This window comes from Halogranum amylolyticum, from assembly GCF_900110465.1.
In the GTDB taxonomy this organism is placed as follows: domain Archaea; phylum Halobacteriota; class Halobacteria; order Halobacteriales; family Haloferacaceae; genus Halogranum; species Halogranum amylolyticum.
In genome coordinates this window covers 1-12,843 of the sequence record NZ_FODV01000010.1, presented here as the reverse complement: position 1 = coordinate 12,843, position 12,843 = coordinate 1, and the positions used below count along the sequence as shown (strand labels likewise).

Below are 12,843 nucleotides of genomic sequence, written 5' to 3'. Positions count from 1 at the left end.
TGACAACCGGAATACTCGGTAAAGCTCTCGCTCAAGTGGGGTCGATGGATGCCACATCTGAAGAGCGGAGGGGTGAGGCATCTGATTACGGCCACAGCCCTCGTGCTTCGTGTGCTTCTGCGATTCGGGACAGTGCAACGATGTAGGCCGCATCACGCCAGGTAACATCGCGCTGTTCGAACTCTTCTCGAACCGCATCCCACGCGGCCTGCATCTCTGCATCGAGTTCGTCGTTTACCCGTTCGAGTGACCACGCTCGCCGATTGATGTCTTGGAGCCACTCGAAGTAGCTCACCGTGACACCACCGGCGTTAGCGAGAATGTCAGGAATTACTGCGATATCTCGCTCTGCAAGAACCGAATCAGCTGCGGACGTAGTCGGACCGTTCGCACCTTCGATGACAAAATCCGCGGCTATCGCCTCCACGTTTTCTTTGGTAATCACGTTTCCGAGGGCGGCGGGAATGAGTACGTCGACATCGAGTGTGAGCAGTTCGTCGTTCGAAATGATGTTCTCGGCGTACTTCGTGACTGCTTCCGGTTCCTCGTCATGTGACGGAACTGATGTCGTCTCGATCCCCTCTGGGTCGTACATTGCACCATTGACATCGCTGATAGCGACGACGGTCGCGCCCCAGTCGTCGAGAAGGCGAGCGGCATTTGCACCGACGCTCCCGTAGCCCTGGACTGCAACCGTCGTCTCTTTGAGCCGTCGGTCGTAGTATTCGCAGACTAGCTGTGTGATAATCGCGACACTCCGCCCGGGAGCTTCTTCACGCCCCTTACTGCCACCGACAACAGGTGGCTTTCCAGTGACAACACCCGGCGTCGTCTCGCCTTTCTGCATTGAGTAGGCATCCATCAACCACGCCATCGTCTGGGGATCCGTTCCCATGTCGGGGGCGGGAATATCTTGATTGGGGCCGATTGATTCACGAAGTTCCTGTGCAAACCGACGAGTGAGCCGTTCCTTTTCGTCTGTGCTCAATTCCTTCGGGTTAACAGCAACACCACCCTTGGCACCCCCAAATGGGAGGTCCATGACGGCACACTTCCAAGTCATCCACATACCGAGCCCAACACACTCATCTCGAGTTACCTCGGGGTGGTATCGGAGTCCACCTTTGAATGGCCCTCTGACGCTATCGTGTTGTGCTCGATAGCCCGTGAACACGTCAACTGTTCCGTCGTCTCGTTTGATTGGAACCGTTACTTCGTGAACCTTTTTTGGATACTTGAGCCGCTCGACGATGCTTGGGTCAATATCTATGTGAATGGCAGCATGACGCAACTGTCGGCGAGCCGTCTCAAGCGCTGATTCCGACCCATCTGATTCTGTATTTGCATCAGAAGACTTGTCGTGAACCGTATGATTTTGGGATACCATGGTTACTCGAGCGGTATCTGTCGATTTCGTATCGGTCCGCTACAGTCGGGACATTGTCCCGGTCTATCTTCTTCGATGACGATGTTTCCACACTGGAAGCATTCGTATGGGGTTTCCTCGTCCGGTTGGGGGTTGACATCTCTCATAGTGGGTTTCCGAGTGCTACGAATCCGGGGCACTCTGGGTCGTTATAATAGGTGTATTAGGGAATATTTGGCAGTTCATTACCAAACCATTTCCTGAGAATTGGGTTTGTTATTTAACCTATTTGCGAGACCCCGCGAGGGAAAGGTTGCTCTCTTCGAAAATCGTTGCAAACAGCTTCCGCTGGACGGTTCGAGCGTGTTTGTAGAACGCAGGCGGGGAGATACCGAGTGTCTCTGCAACGTCTTCCCCCGTACTCTCGCGGGGTGACTCGAAGAACCCACTGTAGTATGCCGTCTGGATCACTTCGAGTTGGCGCTCAGTCAACTTCTCAAGGAACTTCGAGTAGAGGTCGTGTTCTATCGACTGATCAAGCGTCTGCTTCGAACGGAGTTCGACAGTAGAGAATGTCTCACGAACGAGTTGGGTAATCGTTCGGACGTCGATACTGTTCGGAATATCAATGACGAGCGTCGTAGAGGTTGGGTCAGCAGTCGCCTCCCGGAAGATTGCGCCGTGGTCGGCTAACTCCAGAGCAAGAAACGGCTGTGTGAGGCGGAGCCGCAAGACACCGCCGTCCCCTTCGGTACTGATCTGTTGGACGTCATCGATTGCAACCAGCTGCGAGGCGGCTTCTGCAACGTTTTCTAGAGACCCGTCTTTGACGGTGACAAACACGTAGATTCCTTCTGTAGATTGCTGAACACCGCCCTGATACGAGAGTGTGCACGCTCCATCCTGTGCAAGCCGTGAGAGGATGAACGCGGAATCGTCGACTGCGAACTCAACACGCGTTATCGACGTTGTGAGCAACGCATTCTTCCGCTCAATTGCACTGAGAGCAGAGGCGATGGTTTCGCCAAGTTCAGCTAGAACGGCCTTCGTTGTGTCGTCGAACGCGTTTTGAGTCGGCGCGTAGACGGTCAAGACGCCGTGCGTGAGGTCGTTGTAGACGAGGGGAATACTCAATACAGAGAGATAGTCGCGAGCGAGTGCGTCCTTCCGCCACGGCTCGTCGCGGAGCCCAGCAGCGACGTTAGTCACTATCGTCACGTCGCCAGTCGCAGCGGTTTGTCCAGTTGGCTCTGTGTCCGATGCGCTGACAGCGAACGACTGACTATCCAGATATCCTCGTTCGCTACCAGCCCATGCCCGTGGTTCAACGGTGTTGGTCGTCGGGTCGACCGTGCCAATCCAGGCGAATCTGAACCGGTCATCTGCAGTCAACAGCTCACAGACTGTGTAATCGATTTCCTCTCGCGTTTCCGCTTGTACGAGCGCTTGATCGATCTCTCGAATCGTCTCATTGATGCGATTCAGTGCGGTGAGCTGTTCGTTTTGGGCTTGAAGTGTACGATCTTGCTTCCGAAGTCTGGACTCTCGTGTGACCCGGTCGAGAGCTGCTTCAGCAGTTGCGGCGAGAAGATCGGCTAGCTCTCGCGTCACGTCGTCGAAGACGCCAACTTGGTTCGAGCCAGCGATGAACACACCGTGGTTGCCGAGTGGAATGTAAGTTGCACTGCGAAGGTCAGTCGCTCGGTTTGCAAGCCGGTCTGCGTCATGAACATCATCGAAAGACAGCGTTTCGCCCTCAACGAAGCTAAAACTCGGAAGGGTTTCGCCGTCGGCGTGAACGGTAGGAAGCGGTCCGTTCAATTCTCTCATTGTTGCCGAATGAGCTGCGGGTCGAAGGTCGTTAGTATCAGCATCGAAGAGGTAGACTGCACTCGCATCCAAATCGAGGACACCGGGTGTATCATCGACGACGTGTTGGGCAATTTCTTGGTGGGTTTCGGCGTACAGGAAATCACGGGCGGTCCCTTGGAGAGTGGCAAGCGCCTCTTCACGTTGCTTGCGTTTCGTAATATCTCGACAGCTGAAGAGGAGCGTCCCGTCCTGAATCGAGACTTCACGGACGTTGACTAAGAGCGTGTGTTCGTTCCCAGCCTTGTCCGTGGCGGTCGTCTCGATGTTCTTCAGAACGCCCTCGGCTGCCAGTTCGTCACGGTCGAAGAAATCGGCTCCAAGAAGATCGCTAATCTCTCCTTGTTCGTGAATCTCGTCAGCCGTGTAACCGAAGATGAAGTGAACGTTGGGACAGACGTAGGTATACTTGCCGTCTTCGTCCGTGATGAGGACGGTATCGGTCATGTTGTTGAGCGTAACTCGATGGAGCTCCTCTGATTGACGGAGGTCGCGTTCGAGGTCAACACGCTCGGTGATGTCGACGCCTTCGACGACGACTGAAACGAGGTCGCCGTGTTCGTTCTCGACCGGGCGTACGGAGAGATCGATGACACGCGGATTCTCAATGTGTTGCGGTTGTGGAACGACAATATTTCCGAACGTCCCATCAAGTGCGTTCTCCACGATTTGGTGCACTTCCGCTTCAGTTGCATCAGCCTGGGACCACCACGGAAGTGTCCAGAATGGCTCGCCGATGATTGTTTTGATGTCCTCGTCAATCATTCGCCGTGCTGTTTCATTCACACGGGCAAGTGCGCCATTTGGGTCAAGCACCCACGTTGCGGTTCGTGAATCGTTGAAGATTGCGTCGAACTGTCTGGCCCGCTCTCGTTGCGTGGCCGACCGCTGTGCGGATCGGATAGCACGTTCAGTTCGCTCGATGAGCTCGCCAGTCATCTGCTCGGGTGGGTCCGTGAGCGCGATGTAATCGGTGACTCCAGCTTCGATAGCCTCGCTGGCGATAGCCTCACTCCCGGCGGCAGTACCGAGTAACACTGGAAGTGCAGTGGTCTCGTTGCGAATTGCTCTAAGAAGTTCGAGTCCGGTTGCCTCACCAAGCGCGTACTCGGTGATGAGACAGTCCGTGGTGTGCGTCCGAATGACGTCAATTGTCTCTGACTTAGTCCGAACACGTTGTACAGTCGCGTCAGTTCGCGCTTTCAGTGTTGCGGCAAGTTGTGTAATCCAGTCGTTCGTCCCGACGAGCAAAATCGTCGACGAACCCAGGACGGTTGGGGGAGAGTCCATTATTCAAACAGAGAGGAAAAATCAACGCTGTTCTTGATGCCGAGTCGAGCGTGGCTCCAGCTCTGTTGCTGGACCGTGTCGGAATGTGCGTGCATAGATGGTTTGTTAATTAACCACCCGTGGACAAAGATATTTGCTATCTAACCCCTCAAAGTGATGAGAATCGATACGTACTATCGAAACACGAGCCTCGGGATTCAGCACGCTCAAACGCTTCTTCCCGATTTCCGCATTCCGTCTTCCGACCACACTCTCGAAGCATGACTTCCCGACCTACCACTACTCACTCCGACGACTTCACCAGCAACGAACCACAACAGAAGAGCCAGTCGACGTGGAGAATTGTCGCTGGGGCAAGCCTCATCTCGACAGGGTTGGCCGCTTATGAAATTGTCCCTGCCAGTGTTACCCCGCTCATTCGTGAATCGCTGCATATCGGCCCAACAATCGCAGGGTTCCTCGTCGGGATTATGTTCGGTACTGCAGTGATTGCAAGTCTCCCGGTTGGTGCGGTTCTCGATCGGACTGATTCTAGAAACGTCATGGCACTCGCGGTTCTCACACTAATTGTCGCTGGAACGTGGGGCTGGATTGCTGGAAAGCAGGGAGACTACCGGTCTGTAATTGCATCGCGAGCGCTTGGTGGGGTCGCCTACGTCATAGTATGGAACGCTGGCATCGATCTCGTGAGTCAGGCAGCGACCAGCGAAACCCGAGCGACAGCTGTCGGCATCTTCACTGCGAGTGGCCCGATCGGATTTGCGCTTGGTCAAGGAACTGGTCCACTGATTGCTCACCAGTTTGGATGGCCCGCAATCTTTGTTGCGTTTACTGGTCTCACAGTCATTGGTCTTGTCGTGTTCTGGCCGGCAAGTCGAGGGCTTGAGCCGAGTCGGGAAGACGCTCCTTCGGTTCAGGAGTTCGGCGCGGTCCTCCGAAACCGGAAGGTCTGGTCGATTGGGCTGCTTGGCTTTCTCGGCTATTCGCTATACCTGTTCGTGAATAGTTGGGGCGCGTCCTATCTCACCTCTGAGCTTGGACTGTCGCTCGCAGTGAGCGGTCTCTTGGTAGCAGTGTTCCCTGCCATTGGTGTGGTGTCCAGAATCAGCAGTGGGCTCTTATCCGATCGAGTCTTCGGTGGTCGTCGCCAACCTATTGTCCTCGGGTCGTTTGCAGTTTCCGCGCCCCTCGTGCTCTTCTTCACTCGATTTCGGTCACTTCCACTGCTTGTCGCTCTCTTGCTTCTCACCGGCTTTGCGGTTCAGCTAACGCTGGGCCTCTCCTTCACGTACGTTCGAGAGGTCGTTGATTCGCGGGTCGCTGCGACGGCAGTCGCATTCCAAACTAGTGTTGGGTTGGCAGGGGCATTCCTTGCTCCGATTGCAGGCGGTGTTATTGTCGACCTCGCTGGATTCGATACGGCGTTCCTACTCGCTGGGCTCCTCGCTGTTTGTGGCATCGCGGTTGCATGGCGAGCTCCAGAGCCCGGCTACTCGTAGCAAGATTCCCCATTATTCTCCTTGTGTCCGAATCTCCTGTGCCCGCTCTGCGAGTCGCCGGAGAATCCGAGCGCGCTGTTGATTCGCGTTTTCGTAGGCGACACAGGCTCGAAGCGTCGCCATGTCGTGGATGGTCGCGATACCTGCGTCGATGAGGTTGGTGGTCGGTGCCTCGAGACGCTGCTCGGGTGTCAGGCCGGTCGATGCTGTTGATTCGGCTGAGTCGTTGCTCATCTGAGTTTCGCCTCCAGCCATCTGGAGGCGCGAAAAACCAACTCTCTGAGCGCTAACTATCTCCGACAGTGACGGATGGCGACTTCCCACTTCACTTCCTTTCCCACTTCGAGGTGCCCCGAGAGAGGACCTATCTCGATAGACGATGAATAGGCACTATGGCTCACTTGCCACCAGTCGAGAGGAGACTCTCTACGCTATCTCACGTCATCGCTCTCGTTTCCGTTGGCGTTTGCTTTTTCGTGGTGGTTTACCTTTCGGTCACTGCGATCCCATATCTCGGTGTTGGTAATCGACTTCCGCTCACTGTCTCGCGGGTCATTCTGATTGGGTTGCTACTCGTCGCACTCGCTTCCTCATACATAGCTGCGTATGCTGGTGAGCGACTGACAGTCAGCTGGTTACCAATCCTCGCCATGGCAACTGGAATGAGTCTGTTTCTTCTCGTGAACGAACAATTCGGCCTTGACGCAGTCGAAGCAGACCTGCCGATCCAGTACGGGATTCTGTTTTATTTTGTAAGTGCACTCCTGTTGAGCGTCGTAATGTTCCTCCTCGGGAGAGGGACTGCTTGGGTACTATCTAGAGGCGGTTAGCACTTGGATGCGCTCAAAATCAGCCAATTCTCTGAGCGCTCTATTCTGCCTCGGCGTCGGGCTGAATCTGCCGAACGTCTTCGGCGAGGTCGTGCAGATACGCTCTCAGCGTGTCCATATCTTCACGGGCTTCTGCAAGCGTTCGTGCTTTGACTTTGCCGTCAGTTCGTCCTGGTCTCTCGTCGCCGTTCCACGCTTCAGTTTCACCGTTAGTGACACGCCGACGTCGCTACGCTCAACGTATTCCGTCTGAGTTGTTTCCTCTCGATTCGATTCTGTCACTGTTGGGTTGTCGTCAGTCATCGGTTTACGCGAGGATTCTCTGTCCCCCGAACCCCTCTGGGGGTGAACAAATTCACTCAGCGATCACCGAGTCGGTGGGTCCGTCATCGCCTTAACCAACAGAAACGGCAGAGGCCGCACCCTGTTGGTTAAGACCATACGCTCTTATGTAGAACTCAGGAGTGACCCTGTAGCAAGGCAATCGACGACGATTTCGAGAGATGCGCCGACGAGGTTCAACGAGCGAATGAGTCCGAACGTGTGAGCGGCCTGCTCCAAGCCTTGCTTGGACAGGCCGCGGAACTTCCGCAGCCACGGTTTGACCAGTGAGAAGAGACACTCAACCTGGTTGATGTGGACGCCGTCGGCGGAAACGTACCGTTCGTCGTGGACAACGATTCGATGGTCGTACTCCATTCGCCGGTACGCTTGGAGACCGTCGGTCCAGACCTCTCCCAGCGGTTGGGAGAGGTCTTCAGCCTCCTGCATGACCGGCGCTAAGTCCGTCTCAAAGTCGATTCCAAGATGACCGCGAATCACCCGCAGCACGTCGCGGCAGGCCGCGACGAGCGTGATTTGATCACCGTGACGTCCCTTCCATCGTGAGCGCCCCGATCGGGATGACCCGCCGCGGTAACGGCTGTTCCGCGGCGGGTCTTGGCCTTTGTAGCCTGAACACACCGTGCTCGACTCGTCGACTTGCGTTGGTCCCGAGATAGAGTCTTGGAACTGCTCCCAGACGAGGGGGAAGCCGCGCGTGACCGCGGCTTCCACCTCTCGGATCGTGTAGTAGACAGTCTTGTACGCCCTGTCGAGCACAACCGCAATCTGAGAGATACTGAGCAACGTATCCGCATAGAGGAGGTACGCGAGAAGCACCTCACCGCAGGAGAGGTGCTTCTCGTGAAAGGGTGTCCCATAGGTGTAAACCGGTTTGAAATCGCAGTTTCGGCAGATAACGCGATCGGACGATTCCCACGTGTGGATGCTGGGATGGTCGCAGCGAGGACACGTGGTATACTCCCAGAACTCCTTGAGTCGCCGCTCGATGCCGGCATCGAGCGGCTCGGTGTCCAACTCGAACAATCCAATATCGACGAGCTGGCGAAGCATCCCACCGAACGCGGGCTGAGTCTGAGGCATAACCTCAAGTTTTCGGCTCGCTCACCGTAACTACACGGTCGTTCCGCAGCTCTACACAAGAGCGAGACCATAGTGCCTGTTCTGTCGGGTGATTCTTGGCTCAGTAGTGGACGTCCGCCGGGATGATCCACATCTGCTCGTCGGATTCGAGGACACGATCGAGCTGGTCGCGATGGCGGATCGCCCCGCCGTACTCATCGTACAGGAAGAGCGACGGGCCACGGTACGCCCCGAGGTTGTAGCAGGCGTGTCGAGCAAGCTCTTTGTCGCGCATGAATTCCTCAGTAGAGAACTCGTCGACGGCGGCTCGCACTCGTTCGAGATTCCGCTCGAACTCTTCGATCGTTGCGCTCCATCCTCGTTCAAGGAGTTCAGCTCCCTCGTCGGAATCGACCGGGGCCACGACAGGTAGTTCGCCCCACCGTGCCTTTCCGGCGACAGACATTGTCTCGTCGTCAAACGTGACGTAGTAATCGAAGACGGCAGCGGTGTCGGGACCGATGCCGACGAGACGGTCGAACGCTGCGTTACCGCTGGCGAGGGCATCGTCTCGATTCGGTGCTTCAACGAGCGCGTAGATGAGTTGGTGCATTGTGGTTCTCGGGACGCGATGTGTGTGACGCCCCGCACCCTTCGGGGGCATAAAAACGCTCTCCGGTGCGCTCCAGTTCCTCTGTATCTCGTCGCTCTCGGTTACCCCTCAATCAGTGATAGGTTTCTGCGGTCGTGCTGAATAGAGCGCGCAAGTCGGGCACTGGTCATCGAGTTTCTGGTTAGAAGTCAGAGTGATAGATGCGAAATATTGGTATATCCGTTCCACTGTGAATATTGAAGATTCATATTTTCTAAGTCATTTTCTCAAGTTAGAATGAGATTTAAATAGTGTCGTAGTGTTTTTTCATCAATGACGCAAAAGCTCGTCGAATACGCTTCACACCGCGCAGGAGACTATCTACGTGTGGTTGCAACGTATTCAGAATCCTCGTATAGTATTGAGTACGTCCGTGACGACATTCGAAAGAAACACGCAGAGTCGTTCATTCGTCTTGTTGTGCAAGATCTCTGTGAGCAGTCTAAAGACACTGAACGGATGCGACGGACCTTCGGATCGCAGTATGCGACTGTCCACGCCTATCGGAGTAACTGTATTGTCCACGTTCGTTCAAGTCAGGACAGCGACGCTGGGTTGATCATCAGTCTAGACAAAGGTGCAGCGAAGAACCTTCTCGAATTCATCGAAGGGTGTGCATCCAAATGGAGTCAAAGTAGAATCTAGGGATTTTGACCCGACAGTTCGAATACAATTGATAGATGGATGGTATTTTCCACTCCTTGTATTGGTCTGTACAATTACTCCAGGATAAAACAGAGAGTGACGGATTGCTGCATTCACCCTCTAAGTTCAGCACACACCTTCTGTCACCACTTGGAGAAATACACCGATAGCTGCTCGCTTTGTGAGCCGTGAGCCGGTGCTACTCCGGCAGCGTTCGCTTCCCCGTTCGATAGCACTCCCAACAGGGGAACCCGTCGCCAAGGTCTGCACAGTCGCACTCGTCTGACTCCCCAGCGTCGCCGTCGCTTACGACGGTTCCGCCGTCGGCGACCGCCTGCGTTGCAGCGGCATCAAGGAGTGGGGTTCGAATCGCAACTGCGACACGGTGCTTACACGCCGACGAGTACTTCGCGTCGGCTGGACACTCACAAGCTACCGGGACTCCGTCGTCGACGGTGACGTGGTATTCGTGCTCTGCTGGCTCGGCGTGACTGCAGTTTCTGACGCGAATACCACCATCACAAATTTCGAACTCGAATGCCTCATACTGGGCTCGTTTGACGACTCTCCGGGTTGTGTCGAGGTGTGCAAATGCATTCGTCATGGGTCGACGAGGCACCTCTCGAGTGCCCCGCACCCTTCAGGGGGTGGATAAAATCTCCGTGGCGTTTAGCGTTGCAAGAGGTTTGACCTCGAGGACCCCCGTTGACCCCTTGAATGTGTCCACTCCCCACTTCCGCTGAATCGTGAGCTAGTCGGCGCTAGCGGGGGTACTGTCTGCGTCGACGTCGTCGAGAAGCGGGTAGTCGATGTGCATCTCGATTTTGTCGAAGGGGACGACTGGTTGAATCGCTCCACCGGGACCGCCTTCTTCGAGTTCGAGGATGCCGAGTACCTCCAGATGCTTCAGGTCCGCGTGGACATCGGAGACGTCGCGGTCGACGAGTCGGGCTGCCTCACGCATACTTGAGGGGTGCTCTGTGGCGATTGCTTGAATGAGTTCGAGACGAAGTGGGGTGAGGCTCTCGACGAGATCGTCGTAGGACCCAAACTGAAGGACTGCTCGGTCATCTTCCGTCGTTCCCCTGTCAGACTCTGTGTCTTGGACAAACTGCAGGGTGTCCTCACGAAGCTGTGCTCGGTCGCCGACAGTGATGTGAAGTGTCGTCATGGTGGGTTTGCTTGGAGTGGTGATTGTGTTTCAGTACGACCGTGGTGGGCTGCCCCCGATAGCGTCCCAATACTCGTCAGCGCTGGCCCAGAACTCGACGAGGAGTTCTTCCATACCTGGGAATTCAACGTCAGTATCGCCAGCTGCGGTATGAAGTTCGTGGCCTTTGGTATCCTCGTGGGCATTGTCGTATCGGATGAGCGTGAGGTCTTCGAGCGTTCCGAGATGAAGCGTGTACTTCCATCCAGATGGGTAGGCATCCGTATCGGTTGTTCGCCGGATGACGACATTTTCGACGAGTCCGGCTTCGACGTGCGTATAGCGACGCGTTAGTTCCTGGCCCATCCGTTACCTGTTGGGACGGTTCCCAACAGCAAAAGTGTGTTGGGAATAAGCCCAACACACTTCCAGTATACTCGTAGTCACAGTTTCACACTAGCAGTCAGAATCTGTAGGCCGCGACGTCGGTTGATTCACAGACTGGACACAAGTCATCGGTGCTGTTGAGTGTCGTTCCACAGTGACGACACTCGTGGACAACAGTCTCCTCTGTAGCGAACAGACGGGCAACTAGCCGTTTCATTGGCCCACACTCTGCCGTGCGACGCATTTCATTTGACATCCGGTGTTGCCAGGGGCGATACAATGGTTGCTCTTGAGAGGTGTCTGACTGGTGGTGTCTTTCGTTGTCATCGTTTACTCTCGGGACAATTCTCTCTGAGTGCCCCGCACCCTTCGGGGGCGAAAAATCTCTCCGAGGCAACAAATCGGAACCACTCTGCTGTTTAGTTCCATTCACGAGTTTTCTCACCAGAAAGAATTTATATGGAACTCACTTCGCTACTCCTGTCGGCACAATAACTCGCTGACAGTTCGGCCCTCCTCCCCTACCATTCTCTCGAAATTTCTCTGCGCGACCCTACGTCTCTATTCCCGGATTTGACCCAAAGCAGGGTGTTCCACAGAGATTGCACTCCCAGATTGGCTGCCCACTCCACCCGTCGTCAGGATTCTCCTCGAACGCTGAAAACCGATGTATCGTCTCTCGGTCACACTCCCAACATTGTAGTGGCCTCTTCGTTGGTATCTGGTGTTCTTGAGACTCCGAACGCGTCTCCACGGGAGCGTGCTGCAGTGCAATCGCTGGCACGAGCCAGCTGTCGTCGCCTGCGCTCTCGAGGAGCGTCGAGAGTTTCGCTTCATCCTGAACGGCGCTCCCACTCTCGTCGTAGAGGTACGTCGCGTGTTCAGTCGGTGAGCGAGCTGTGCTTCCCCAGGTCGTTCGCTGACGGGCAACTGCAAGCACCTCCGCACCATGCTTCGAAGCAACTCGCAGCGCAGGGGAGAGCGCTGGCCACGCGTCGGTCACCTGGGCGGCAGGCTCCTCGTCGAAGTCGTAGATGAGCTGGCACTCGTCGATGGCGGGGTCGGACCCGTTCGTCGCAAGCAGTCTCGCTGCGGCGGCTCCCTTCGCGACGGCGCCGTAGTACGTCGTCGACTCGACGAACAGGTGCACGACGTGCAGGAGCGACAGCTCGGTATCTGAGTGACGCTGCTCGTCCGATGGATCGAGATGGTGAGTGAGACAGAATCGGCACTTTGGCTGGCCGGGCGGAATCGACGTCCCACAAGAGGGACAGTTGGCCTCTCGTTGTTGAGACTCGGCTAGGTATCCTGCAATGGAACGACTGTTGTTCTGGGCGTCGAAACGAGCATTGAGTTCGTGATCCGGCGTCCGGGTAGCTTCACCCACGGGACGAAGTGCTTCATAGTCGGCGTAGTGGTCAGTCATCGGCTTGTCTCGATTTCATCCGTCCTCGTATTTCAATATCCAGACGACCCCGATGAATCGCACTCGGGTTGCGTTCGGCCACAGAACCACTCGTCTTGTCTGTCGACGCTGACCTCACCTGAATGCACCCTACGTTGATGCGACTTGGACCTCCCCGTCGATTAGCTCAGTAAGTTCTGCACGTCGCGCTCGTAACGTCGTCGGCGTCGTGCCAGCGGCCGCTGCAACCTGTGTCTGTGTCAGCGACTGCCCGTGTTCACGACTGGCGAGATAGAGACAGGCTGCAGCAACCCCAGACGGCTGATAGCCGTTCGTAATGGACGTC

12 protein-coding genes and 2 pseudogenes are annotated in these 12,843 nt (G+C 55.7%); 2 read left to right on the top strand and 12 right to left on the bottom strand.

Going from position 1 to position 12,843, the window contains the following annotated elements; genetic code table 11:
• Positions 1–85: 85 nt before the first annotated feature.
• The 3 genes from gdhB to BSG17_RS16100 form a co-directional block, all read right to left on the bottom strand.
• The gene (gene gdhB, locus BSG17_RS16105) at positions 86–1,387 is read right to left on the bottom strand and encodes a glutamate dehydrogenase GdhB (RefSeq protein WP_089825928.1); all 1,302 of its coding nucleotides are present in this window, start codon (positions 1,385–1,387) and stop codon (positions 86–88) included.
• 2 nt (positions 1,388–1,389) lie between these two features.
• Positions 1,390–1,533: a rubrerythrin-like domain-containing protein gene (locus tag BSG17_RS26095; RefSeq protein ID WP_139246651.1), complete on the bottom strand. Its 144-nt coding sequence runs from the start codon at positions 1,531–1,533 to the stop codon at positions 1,390–1,392.
• A 118-nt stretch (positions 1,534–1,651) separates the two neighbouring features.
• Entirely contained in the window at positions 1,652–4,525 is a 2,874-nt protein-coding gene (locus BSG17_RS16100; protein WP_089825927.1) for a bacterio-opsin activator domain-containing protein, read from the bottom strand.
• Positions 4,526–4,785: 260 nt separating this feature from the next.
• Between BSG17_RS16100 and BSG17_RS16095 the strand changes: the two genes are divergently transcribed.
• Positions 4,786–6,024: an MFS transporter gene (locus tag BSG17_RS16095; protein ID WP_170864827.1), complete on the top strand. Its 1,239-nt coding sequence runs from the start codon at positions 4,786–4,788 to the stop codon at positions 6,022–6,024.
• 12 nt (positions 6,025–6,036) lie between these two features.
• Here the strand turns inward: BSG17_RS16095 and BSG17_RS16090 are convergent, their stop codons facing one another.
• Positions 6,037–6,258 carry a DUF8129 domain-containing protein gene (locus BSG17_RS16090; protein ID WP_089825926.1) on the bottom strand — a complete coding sequence of 74 codons (222 nt, stop codon included), beginning with the start codon at positions 6,256–6,258 and terminating at the stop codon, positions 6,037–6,039.
• 158 nt (positions 6,259–6,416) lie between these two features.
• On the opposite strand from BSG17_RS16090, the gene BSG17_RS16085 reads away from it, so the two are divergent.
• Complete coding sequence (locus BSG17_RS16085) at positions 6,417–6,854, top strand: hypothetical protein (protein WP_089825925.1); 438 nt, start codon at positions 6,417–6,419, stop codon at positions 6,852–6,854.
• 40 nt (positions 6,855–6,894) lie between these two features.
• Here BSG17_RS16085 and BSG17_RS27845 read toward each other — a convergent pair.
• From BSG17_RS27845 to BSG17_RS16045, 8 genes and pseudogenes are all read right to left on the bottom strand, one after another.
• Positions 6,895–7,157: pseudogene (locus tag BSG17_RS27845) on the bottom strand (DUF7389 domain-containing protein).
• Positions 7,158–7,301: 144 nt separating this feature from the next.
• Positions 7,302–8,279 (bottom strand): IS1595 family transposase, encoded by a 978-nt coding sequence (locus BSG17_RS16075; protein ID WP_089825924.1) that lies wholly within the window; start codon positions 8,277–8,279, stop codon positions 7,302–7,304.
• Between the two features lie 100 nt (positions 8,280–8,379).
• On the bottom strand, positions 8,380–8,871 hold the full coding sequence (locus BSG17_RS16070) for a DUF7995 family protein (RefSeq protein ID WP_089825923.1): 492 nt from the start codon (positions 8,869–8,871) through the stop codon (positions 8,380–8,382).
• Positions 8,872–9,754: 883 nt separating this feature from the next.
• On the bottom strand, positions 9,755–10,159 hold the full coding sequence (locus BSG17_RS16065) for an SWIM zinc finger family protein (RefSeq protein ID WP_089825922.1): 405 nt from the start codon (positions 10,157–10,159) through the stop codon (positions 9,755–9,757).
• A 147-nt stretch (positions 10,160–10,306) separates the two neighbouring features.
• Positions 10,307–10,726: an HVO_A0114 family putative DNA-binding protein gene (locus BSG17_RS28460; protein ID WP_089825920.1), complete on the bottom strand. Its 420-nt coding sequence runs from the start codon at positions 10,724–10,726 to the stop codon at positions 10,307–10,309.
• Between the two features lie 30 nt (positions 10,727–10,756).
• On the bottom strand, positions 10,757–11,071 hold the full coding sequence (locus tag BSG17_RS16055; RefSeq protein ID WP_089825918.1) for a toxin-antitoxin system TumE family protein: 315 nt from the start codon (positions 11,069–11,071) through the stop codon (positions 10,757–10,759).
• Between the two features lie 574 nt (positions 11,072–11,645).
• Positions 11,646–12,518 (bottom strand): biosurfactant protein 1, encoded by an 873-nt coding sequence (locus BSG17_RS16050; RefSeq protein WP_089825916.1) that lies wholly within the window; start codon positions 12,516–12,518, stop codon positions 11,646–11,648.
• Positions 12,519–12,647: 129 nt separating this feature from the next.
• Positions 12,648–12,843 (bottom strand): annotated as a pseudogene (locus BSG17_RS16045) (transcription initiation factor IIB family protein); the annotation flags it as partial.

Excerpts from the sequence above, each read along its gene's own strand:
- gdhB (WP_089825928.1), bottom strand. The coding sequence starts at position 1,387 with ATGGTATCCCAAAATCATACGGTTCACGACAAGTCTTCTGATGCAAAT.
- BSG17_RS26095 (WP_139246651.1), bottom strand. The coding sequence starts at position 1,533 with ATGAGAGATGTCAACCCCCAACCGGACGAGGAAACCCCATACGAATGC.
- BSG17_RS16100 (WP_089825927.1), bottom strand. The coding sequence starts at position 4,525 with ATGGACTCTCCCCCAACCGTCCTGGGTTCGTCGACGATTTTGCTCGTC.
- BSG17_RS16095 (WP_170864827.1), top strand. The coding sequence starts at position 4,786 with ATGACTTCCCGACCTACCACTACTCACTCCGACGACTTCACCAGCAAC.
- BSG17_RS16090 (WP_089825926.1), bottom strand. The coding sequence starts at position 6,258 with ATGAGCAACGACTCAGCCGAATCAACAGCATCGACCGGCCTGACACCC.
- BSG17_RS16085 (WP_089825925.1), top strand. The coding sequence starts at position 6,417 with ATGGCTCACTTGCCACCAGTCGAGAGGAGACTCTCTACGCTATCTCAC.
- BSG17_RS16075 (WP_089825924.1), bottom strand. The coding sequence starts at position 8,279 with ATGCCTCAGACTCAGCCCGCGTTCGGTGGGATGCTTCGCCAGCTCGTC.
- BSG17_RS16070 (WP_089825923.1), bottom strand. The coding sequence starts at position 8,871 with ATGCACCAACTCATCTACGCGCTCGTTGAAGCACCGAATCGAGACGAT.
- BSG17_RS16065 (WP_089825922.1), bottom strand. The coding sequence starts at position 10,159 with ATGACGAATGCATTTGCACACCTCGACACAACCCGGAGAGTCGTCAAA.
- BSG17_RS28460 (WP_089825920.1), bottom strand. The coding sequence starts at position 10,726 with ATGACGACACTTCACATCACTGTCGGCGACCGAGCACAGCTTCGTGAG.
- BSG17_RS16055 (WP_089825918.1), bottom strand. The coding sequence starts at position 11,071 with ATGGGCCAGGAACTAACGCGTCGCTATACGCACGTCGAAGCCGGACTC.
- BSG17_RS16050 (WP_089825916.1), bottom strand. The coding sequence starts at position 12,518 with ATGACTGACCACTACGCCGACTATGAAGCACTTCGTCCCGTGGGTGAA.